6 protein-coding genes are annotated in these 5849 nt (G+C 63.8%); 1 reads left to right on the top strand and 5 read right to left on the bottom strand.

The genetic code is table 11. The features are described 5' to 3' along the window. Nucleotides 1–3: 3 nt before the first annotated feature. From gspD to gspG, 5 genes are read right to left on the bottom strand one after another with little or no spacing between them, the layout of a single operon-like run. The gene (gspD, locus tag D6877_RS03605) at nucleotides 4–2385 is read right to left on the bottom strand and encodes a type II secretion system secretin GspD (protein ID WP_130909884.1); all 2382 of its coding nucleotides are present in this window, start codon (nucleotides 2383–2385) and stop codon (nucleotides 4–6) included. Next, nucleotides 2382–2930, bottom strand: a complete 549-nt coding sequence (gene gspM, locus D6877_RS03600; protein WP_130909883.1) for a type II secretion system protein GspM — start codon at nucleotides 2928–2930, stop codon at nucleotides 2382–2384. The genes gspD and gspM overlap by 4 nt, the downstream gene beginning before the upstream one ends. Continuing rightward, a complete protein-coding gene (gspL, locus tag D6877_RS03595) occupies nucleotides 2923–4044 on the bottom strand; it encodes a type II secretion system protein GspL (protein ID WP_130909882.1) in 1122 nt (373 codons plus the stop codon). Before gspL ends, gspM begins: the two co-directional genes overlap by 8 nt. Further along, nucleotides 4041–4961 carry a type II secretion system minor pseudopilin GspK gene (gene gspK, locus D6877_RS03590; protein WP_130909881.1) on the bottom strand — a complete coding sequence of 307 codons (921 nt, stop codon included), beginning with the start codon at nucleotides 4959–4961 and terminating at the stop codon, nucleotides 4041–4043. The genes gspL and gspK overlap by 4 nt, the downstream gene beginning before the upstream one ends. Nucleotides 4962–5008: 47 nt before the next feature. Next, the gene (gspG, locus tag D6877_RS03585) at nucleotides 5009–5425 is read right to left on the bottom strand and encodes a type II secretion system major pseudopilin GspG (RefSeq protein ID WP_130909885.1); all 417 of its coding nucleotides are present in this window, start codon (nucleotides 5423–5425) and stop codon (nucleotides 5009–5011) included. A gap of 190 nt (nucleotides 5426–5615) precedes the next feature. Between gspG and gspI the strand changes: the two genes are divergently transcribed. After that, nucleotides 5616–5849: type II secretion system minor pseudopilin GspI (gspI, locus tag D6877_RS03580; RefSeq protein ID WP_130909880.1), on the top strand; the 234-nt coding region annotated here is incomplete at its 3' end.

The raw sequence follows: 5849 nt of genomic DNA, 5'->3' as shown, positions 1-5849 counted from the left end.
CAGTCAAAACCGGGTGCTCCCTTCAATCGGTACGGCTTTGATCGTGGCGCGTGGGCCTGATGTCGGCCCCGGCGCTGGTACGCCTTGCGCGGCGCTTGGCAATTGCGGCGCCTGCATGTCCGGCATCGCCCAGCTGCGTTCCGGTTGCAAGCCGCCCTGGGCGCGGCGCATGAAGTCGTAGCGGTTGAGGGTGATGCTGCGCCCCGCTTCGCTGTCGCGGATGATGTACGGGCGCAGGAACACCATCAGGTTGGTCTTGGTGATCGCCCGGCGTTCGTTGCGAAACAGCGCGCCGATGCCCGGCAGGCTGCCCAGCCACGGCACCGCATCATTGCTCTGGCTGTAGCCGTCCTGAAGCAAACCACCGAGGACCATGATCTGCCCATCGTCGAGCAGAATGCTGGTGTCGATCGCCCGCTTGTTGGTGACGATGCCCGCCGAGGTCACGCTGTTGGACGCGCGCTCATCAATGCTGCTGACTTCCTGATAGATATCCAGCTTCACCGTGCCGCCCTCGGAAATCTGCGGGCGCACGTTGAGCTTGAGGCCGACCTCTTCGCGGGTCACGGTCTGAAACGGGTTGTTGCTGGTGCCCCCGCCGCCAGTGACGTAGCTACCGCTGACAAACGGGATGGTCTGGCCGACAAAAATGCTCGCCGCTTCGTTGTCCAGGGTCAGCAGGTTCGGCGTCGACAGCACATTGGTGCCGCCCTTGCTCTTCAACGCCCGGGCCAGCACTTTCAGATCGAGAATCTTGCCGATGCCGGGAATGTCGACCGTGCCGTTGACGTAGCCAAGATTCAAACCCTGCGGCAGCACGTCGATGCTGTTCTTCGCCCCCGTATTGAGACCCGCACCACCCAGATTGGCGCCACCGATCACGCCTTTGCCGCCAAGATTGCCGGTCTGCCACTGCACACCGAATTCACTGGCATCGTCCTCGCCAACCTCGACAATCAGACTCTCGATCACCACCTGCGCACGGCGCTGATCCAGCAAATCGATAACCTCACGCAGATTGCGATACAGCGGTTCCGGCGCGGAAATCAGCAGCGTGTTGGTGGTGGCGTCAGCCTGAATCGTCACCCCGCCAGCGCTGAACGCAACGTTCTGTTCGCTGCTCTGCGTACCGCCACTGCTGCTGCCGCCACCACCACCCTGCGCATAACTGCCGCCGCTTGCGCCGCTGCCAGTCGTCGTTGAAGTGCCAGTGCTCGGCGTGCTGCTCTGGCCGTTCTGCCCGGCATTGCCGCCGGTGCTGCTGCCCATCGCGCTGAGTACCGACCGCGCCGCGTCGCTGCTGCCGCTGTCACTCTCGCCGGTGAGCAAACCGCGCAAGGCTTGGGCGAGTTTCGCCGCTTGGGCGTTGCGCAGATAAACCACATGCAGATTGCTCGGATTGCTCTGCGCGTTGTCGAGTTTGTAGATCAGGTTGCGCGCCAGCTCGGTGCGCTCGGGGCTGCCGGCGCGGATGATGATGGTGTTCGAGCGCGGGTCGCCGATCACCGCGATTTTCTGCGTCGGATCATTGCCCGGCGCGTCGAGCAAGTCGGCCACCATCGGCGCGATATCGGCAGCGATGCCGTTCTGGATCTGCACCACATCGGTGTCGATCGCGCTCGGCGTGTCGATGCTCTCGATCAACTGCGCGACGCGGGTGAGGTTCTCGGCGTAATCGGTGATCACCACGGTGTTGTTGCCCGGGTAGGCATTGATCGGATTGTTCGGCGAAACGATCGGGCGCAGCACCGGGATCAGGTTCATCGCGTTCTCGTATTGCAGGCGAAACGTGCGCGTGAGCATGCCGTTGCCGGCCGGTTTGTCGGCGCTGTAGATCGGCCCGCCGAGCAGTTTCGCGTCGGCCTCGGGAACCACCTGCGCCACGCCGCCGACATCGACCACGCTGAAGCCTTGCATGCGCAACGCCGCGAGCAGCATGTCGTAAGCCTGCCGGGCCGGCACCTGGCCTTCCGAGACCAAGGTCAGATTGCCCTTGACCCGAGGATCAACGAGAAACTGCTGCCCGGTAGCACGCGACAGCGCACGCACCACCGCCTGAATATCCGCCTCGACGAAGTTCAGCGTCACCGGTTGCTCGCCCAACGGATTGCGCGCGACCGAGTTGCTCGTCGCCGCAGCACCACCGCGCCCGCGCTGGCTGATGTTGTGCAACTGCTTCGGCACCGGCCGCGCCTGAGCCTGCGCCCGTTCGCGATCGGCCACCGCATCGCCGCTGCGCTGGGTGTTGGCCAGCGGCCGCCCGAGCTCGCTGTCGACCAACAGCGGCGGCTGATTCTGCGGCGTCGTGGTGCTGTTGCACGCGCTCAATGCCATCAGCAACAACGGCAGCGCCAGACGTGCCGGTTTGCAGCGTGACTCCTTCATGAAGCTTCCTTAGCGCCCTGCGCCTGATCCATGCGAACGGTGCCTGACAATGTGCCGGCGGTGACATCGGTCGAGGTTTCGTTTGCGCGTTGCAACTGCGCCTCGACCACCTGCAGAGAAAGTTGTGACGGCTGGCTGAGCAGCCAGTCGAGCAGCGCATCGGCCGGCGCGGCGTCGACATCCAACTGCCACGCGCCGCCCTCCGCCGCGTGTAATTGGCAATGCCCGGCGAGCCCCGCCGCTTGCAGACTCTGCTCCAGCGACTGGCCAACGCTTTGCCCCTGCGGCCGCACGTTGACGCTGCGCAACAGCACTTCCAGCGCCTCGGTTTGCGCGCGCAGCTTGGGCGTTTCGCTCTGCCAAAAAGTGATCCTGGCCAGCGGCGGCTTGACCAGCGTCAGCCAGATCAGCAGACCGACAAGCACCAGCGCCATGCCGCCGACCATGCGTTTCTCACGCAGCGCCAACGGCTGCCAACGCGCCTGCAACTGACTGCTGAAGCGCTGCCAGCGCGCACGGTAAATCGCCAGCGTCGCCCTACTCATCGTCTGCTCCGCTGTCGTCGTCTTCGTTGGTGTTTGCGCTGGATTCATCGCTCGGGCGCAGCGTCCAGCCTGCGTCATCGGTAGTGACGCTGATGCCGGCCTGGGCCAAGGTGCTTTGCCAGCCCTTGTCGTTGCCGCCACGGTTTGCATCGCTGAGCAAGGCCAGTTGCAAAGCGCCGTCGCGGTAAGTCAGGCGCTCGACACTGCCGGCCATGAACGGCATGCCCGTGCCGGCCTGCAACACCAGCCGATTAAAGTTCTGCGCCGGGTCATCGACGGCGCCTTTTTGCCGCTGCTCCAGTTGCTGACGCGCCTGTTGCAGCGGGTTGAGAATCACCGGCAGTTCAGGAAACGCCTGCTTCACCCGCTGACTCATCTGCGCCTTGAGCTGCTGGCCCTGCCGCGCTTCCCGAGCGGCGTACAGATTCAGGCCGACCACCCAGACTGCCACGGCCAAAGCCACACATCCGACAGCGCGACCCCAGCCACGTTGCTCGCCGCCGCTTTGCTGCAGACCACCGTGCAAACCCCAACCGGGCAATGGACCGATCCAGCGTTGTGTCGCGTCAGCTGCGAACGATGCCTCATCAACTTCGTCACCGAGCAACGGCTCAACCTGCGCACTGTTCAAACTCTCGCGCCGGAGCAAATGCCCGTCCGCCACACAAGCGACAACCCCCGGCAGCACTGGCAGGCTGTACGGCGCCGGATACAAACCGCGCAGCGTCAACCCCGCCTGCTTGAGTACCGCAGCTAGACGCTGCAAGTGCTGCCGCGCCACCCAGGCGATTTGCACCTGCCCACTCGCATCACGAGGACTGTGGCCGATATGCATTTGGCTGCTGTCACCGAGCATCAACGCCTGCGCCGCACACTGCACAGCGGCCGCCGTTTTGTTCGCGGGCAGCGGCGGCAGATCAATGCTGGCGAGCAGGCTGTCGCCCGGATGCAGAAAACACAGCAGCGGTGGTTGCTTCGGCCGTTGCCCCAACTGACTCAAAGTGAGCCGTTCCTCACGACTGACCTGCCCCTGACGATCCAGCCAGGCGCAACTCACTTCGCTGTGCAACTCCAGCTCCGCCAGCGGCGGCAACCCGACGCGCAACTGGCTCATGCGCCCACCCGCGACCAGATCACCTGCGGCAGCCGATCCTCGCTGCGGTGCAGCAAAGCGTCGAGACTGACCCGGCGCTGATCACGCCGCGCTTCACCGCGCAAACGAAACCAGTCACTGGTGATGCCGACCTTGACGCTGCTCATTTCCAGCTGCGGCATGCGCAAGCGGTTCACGAAATCGCCGCGATTGATAAACCAGCGCCCGGCGTCACGCTCGGCAATCAACGCCGTCGCCCGCTCCAGCGAAAGCCCCGGCACATACGCCGCCAGCACCTGCGCCGTGGCGGTGTTGCCGTTGATCCACGTCGTCGCCGGAATCACCGTCACGTACGGCGCCAGTTGGCCGATCAGCGCATCGGTCACGCCTTCAACACTGCGCAAATCATCCAGCGTGCGCAGCATCGGCACCTTAGGCGGTGGCGGTTTGTGATCGGCATCCGGCGACGTCGCGCGGCCACTGTCGAAACCTGCTTTGCCTGTCGCGCCAATCTGCGCATTCAGCAGATGCGGATAACCGGCAATCACCCGCTGACGAATGCTCTGCCCGACAACGGCGCTCACACCAATCAGCTCGCACAAACGCTCAAACGCCTGCACCTGCGCCTCATCGATGCGCTCATTGGCGACCAGATTGCGCAGGTTGAACTTGCCCTGCTCGTCCTCCAGCCGCCCGGCAAAACCCGCCGCCAACAACGGCTGCGCCCAAGGCTGATCACGCCGGGTCAACGGATCACGCAGGCGCGCATCCCACAGCAACTGCCGGCTGATCTCCAGACCACCCTGCGCCAGCCAACGCCCCTGCACCCGCTGCTGATCGGCCTCCAGCGCCCGGGTCGCCACGCTCTGACGCGTCAACATCCCCGCCGCAATCACCGCCACCACGGCGGCAATCAACAACGCGCTGATAATCGCCATGCCCCGTTGCTTCGCCCTGTTGAGCGAACCTGTGTTCACGGCCGGCCTTACAACTGCCAGGAACCGATATCGGCATTCACGCCATCGCCGTCCGGCTGGCCATCGGCGCCGAGGGAAAAGATATCGACCTCACCGTTCGCGCCCGGGTTGAGGTACTGATAAGGCCGGCCCCACGGGTCATTGGGCAAACGCTCCAGGTACGAACGCCAGTTGCTGTTCTTCGCATCCGCCGGCCGCTCGACCAGCACCTTCAGCCCCTGATTCATGCTCGGATACGTGCCGTGATCGAGGCGATACAACTTCAACGCCTGCATCAACCCACCAATATCCTGCTTCGCCGCCGTCGCCCGCGCCTGATCCGGCCGGTCGAGCACCTTGGGCACCACCATCGCCGCCAGAATCCCCAGAATCACCACCACCACCATGATCTCGATCAAGGTAAAACCCTGCTGGCTACGCGGCATGCGCGTCGACTGACTGAGCGTGTTCAAAGGTGCGATATCCATCTCGACATTCCCTGGCTTGATCCGAATTCGACGCGCAGTGTTGCAAGAAGATATGTCAGGGATGTTGAAAATCCTCGGGTGTTTCCGTCGTCAAGCCGTCAAGGACGGGGGTTAGCGTCGAGGGCTGGGTTTTGCTTTTGGGCCATGTATGCGCGCGCGAACGCGAGAGAAAGGATTCACCCTGATTGAAGTGCTCGTGGCACTGGCGATCATCGCCGTCGCCATGTCCGCCGCCGTGCGCGTCGCGGGGTTGATGACGCAGAGCAATGGGCTGCTGCGCGATAGATCGATCGCGCTGATTGCCGCTCAGAGTCGGATGGCTGAGTTGCGGTTGGAGGGGCGATTGCCGAATGGGATGAAGGCTGTTGAATGTGATCAAGGA

The organism is Pseudomonas sp. Sample_9 (assembly GCF_004307535.1).
GTDB classification, from domain to species: domain Bacteria; phylum Pseudomonadota; class Gammaproteobacteria; order Pseudomonadales; family Pseudomonadaceae; genus Aquipseudomonas; species Aquipseudomonas mercuritolerans.
The sequence above is the reverse complement of the archived record's forward strand: the minus strand, read 5'-3'. Positions and strand labels throughout refer to the sequence as shown.